The organism is Mesorhizobium sp. M2A.F.Ca.ET.037.01.1.1, assembly GCF_003998075.1.
Classification (GTDB): Bacteria; Pseudomonadota; Alphaproteobacteria; order Rhizobiales; family Rhizobiaceae; genus Mesorhizobium.
In genome coordinates this window covers 1-3,023 of the sequence record NZ_RZSA01000825.1, presented here as the reverse complement: position 1 = coordinate 3,023, position 3,023 = coordinate 1, and the positions used below count along the sequence as shown (strand labels likewise).

Genomic DNA, 3,023 nt, shown 5'->3' with positions numbered 1-3,023 from the left:
AGACAAGTGCTGCCGCCGTCAAGGCGATCAACGACGCCGGCGGCATCAGCGGCCGCAAGGTCGAGCTGGTGATCGAGGACGACGGCACCGATCCGGCGCGCGGCGCCGAGGTGGTCAACAAATTCGCCAAGCAGCACAAGACCGATATCGTCTTCGGCACCTTGTTCTCGCATGTGGTGATCGGCTCGGCGCCCGCCGCCGGCGAGAACAAGATCCCCTATTTCGTGGTCAGCGAAGGCCATCACGTCGCCTCGACCAAACTCAACCGCTACGTCTTCCAGCCCGGCATCACCGACGTGAAGAGCCAGATCCAGTCCATGGCGCCGTGGATCGCGGCGAACGCCGGCAAGAAGGTGACGCAGATCTTCCCCGACTTTGCCTTCGGCTACGACCATCGCGACTACCTGCCGCCGGCGCTGAAGGCGCAAGGCGCCGACGTCATCGCCCAGATCGCCATCCCGCCGACGGAATCGTCCTTCACCAAATACTTCCCGCAGATCCCGGCCGAGACCGAGGTGATCTACCACGTCATGGTCGGCCCTGCGGTGCTCACCTTCGTCAAGGAGCTCGGCGAGTTCTACGGTTCGCAAAGGCCGCAGCTTTTCGGCTTCATGGATTCGCTCGAGGCCGTCGACATCAACAGCCCCGGCCTCGAATTCCTCGACGGCAGCCATTTCTGGGAAGGCTCGCCGCGCTACGCGCAGCCCGATGATTCCGCCGCGCAGAAAGCCTATCGCGCCGCCGTCGGCATCGACGACAATGGCGCCGCGGTCGGCGATCCCAAGGACATCTCCACCGCCTCGCACATGTTCGGCTGCTGGGAAACGCTCTACGTGGTCAAGAAGGCGATGGAAGATGCCGGCTACAAGGGACCGGAGGACCGCGCCAAGCTGGTCGAGGCGACCGAGGCGCTGAAGGAATTCGCCGAGGGACCGGAACATCCGCAGGGCCCGAAGACCTTCAACGGCAAGATCCACCAGTGTTTCGGCATCCAGAACATCTCCAAGGTCGAAGGCGGCAAGCTCAAGGTCGTGCACAAGACCAAGATCGAGGACGGCCTCTACGAGCCGGAAGGGGATTACACGACGCAGGCGCTGTAGGTTCATTCCAACCAGCGTGAGCGCCCAGGCCCCCCTCTCTGTCCTGCCGGACATCTTCCCCTCAAGGGGGGAGATCAGCTGTTATTTCCGCTTTCGCCAATCGCTCAGGCCGGCAGGTGGGCGCCTTCGCAGGAACTGCCAATCTCCCCCCTGCCCGGCAGGGCAGAGAGGGGGGTCTCGCGCCTCCGTTGGCAAATAATCCATGCATTTCGGACCCCACCTCCTCCTCGCCGCCCTTGAAGGCCTGGTCACCTCCGCCGTGCTGGCGCTGACGGCGCTCGGCCTGTCGCTGGTGTTCGGCGTCATGCGCATCGTCAATGTCGCTCACGGCGAGTTCTTCATGCTGGGCGCGGTGCTCGCCTGGGCGGTCTCGACGGCGATTTCCGGCCATCCGGCGGTAGGCTTCGTCGCAGCACTCGTGGTCGCGCCCTTGCTCGTTGGGCTGGTCGCATTCCTCGCCGAATGGCTGGTGCTGCGGCGGCTGAACTACAATCCCGAAAGCACCATCGTCGCCACCATCGGCATGCTCTACATCATCCAGCAGCTGGCGCTCACCTTCTACGGTCCAGAGGCGCGCCCGGTCGAGCCGCCTTTCAGCTACCGCATCCTTCTGCCCTGGTTCGGCTATTCCGGCTACAAGCTCTCGGTGGTCGCCGCTTCCGCTTTCCTGCTCGTGATCACCTGGCTGGTGCTGACGCGCACGAAGATCGGCCTGATCATGCGCGCCACCCAATATGATCGCGAGACGGCGCAGGCCTTCGGCATTCCTGTCGAGCGCGTCTATGCCGGCGTCTTCGCCATAGGCGCCATGCTGGCGGCGATCGCCGCGGTGCTGATCGTGCCGATCAGCCAGGCGCATTATCTGATGGGACAGGACCCGCTGCTTCTGTCCTTCATCGTCGTCATCATCGGTGGCCTGGGATCGCTCCGCGGAACCGTGGTCGCTGCCGTCCTGATCGGCCTCTCCGACGGCATCATCTCGATGTTCTTCTCGCCGACGCTCGCCAAGATCATCGCCACGCTGGTGGTCGCCATGGTGCTGGTGTTCCGCCCGCAAGGCCTGTTCGGAACCGCGCCGCGATGAGGGATGCTTCGCCGGCAAAGACCTATGCCCTGCATATCGGCGTCATCGCGCTTTTGTTCGCGCTGAACTTCGTCCTGCCGGATTACCATCAGGGTCTGTTTGCTCGAATCATGGTACTGGCGGTCTTCGCCATGGGCTACAATCTGCTCTTCGGCTATGTCGGCCTGCTCAGCCTCGGCCACGCCATGTTCTTCTCGGCCGGCCTCTATGGCGCGGGCCTGACCGTCTACCATATCGGCTGGGGCGTGCCGGAAGCCTTCGTCGCCGGCGTCGCCTGTGGCGCGCTGCTCGCCCTGGTTATCGGCCTGCTGGCGCTGCGCACCTCGGGCGTGGCGTTCATGATCGTCACCATGATGTTCGCTCAGGTCTTCTATCTGCTCATCCTCTATTTCGCCGCCTGGACCGGCGGCGACCAGGGGCTGGTCATCCAGCAGGCATCGCGGGTGATTTCGATCGGCGGCGCATCCCTCGACCTGACCAACCCGACGGTGCGCTACATGGGCGCGCTGGCGCTGCTCTCGGTCGTGCTGCTCATCGCGCTCGCCCTTGTCCGCTCCCGCTTCGGCCGTGTGCTGGTCGCCATCCGAGAAAACGAAGAGCGCACGAAGATGCTTGGCTATGACACGGTCGCCAACAAGCTCATCGCTGTCGTCGCCTCCGGCGCCATCTGCGCCGCGTCTGGCGCCACCTATGCGCTGCTGTTCGGCTATGTCGGATCGAATTTCGCGTCGATCCAGTATTCGATCCTGCCGCTGCTCTGGGTGCTGCTTGGCGGCGCCGCGACCACGCTCGGGCCGCTCATCGGCACCCTGTTCATGTACTATGTCACCGACATCACC

Annotated in this window: 3 protein-coding genes; all 3 read left to right on the top strand. The window is 64.0% G+C overall.

Going from position 1 to position 3,023, the window contains the following annotated elements; all coding sequences use genetic code 11:
• On the top strand, window positions 1–1,100 hold a 1,100-nt coding region (locus EOA27_RS29660), incomplete at its 5' end, for an ABC transporter substrate-binding protein (RefSeq protein ID WP_145970608.1).
• A gap of 202 nt (window positions 1,101–1,302) precedes the next feature.
• The gene (locus EOA27_RS29650) at window positions 1,303–2,184 is read left to right on the top strand and encodes a branched-chain amino acid ABC transporter permease (RefSeq protein ID WP_126079978.1); all 882 of its coding nucleotides are present in this window, start codon (window positions 1,303–1,305) and stop codon (window positions 2,182–2,184) included.
• The coding region (locus tag EOA27_RS29645; RefSeq protein ID WP_145970607.1) for a branched-chain amino acid ABC transporter permease at window positions 2,181–3,023 on the top strand (843 nt) is incomplete at its 3' end. The genes EOA27_RS29650 and EOA27_RS29645, both read left to right, overlap by 4 nt.

Bases quoted from the DNA above. Each gene is read 5' to 3' on its own strand.
- EOA27_RS29650 (WP_126079978.1), top strand. From the start codon at position 1,303: ATGCATTTCGGACCCCACCTCCTCCTCGCCGCCCTTGAAGGCCTGGTC.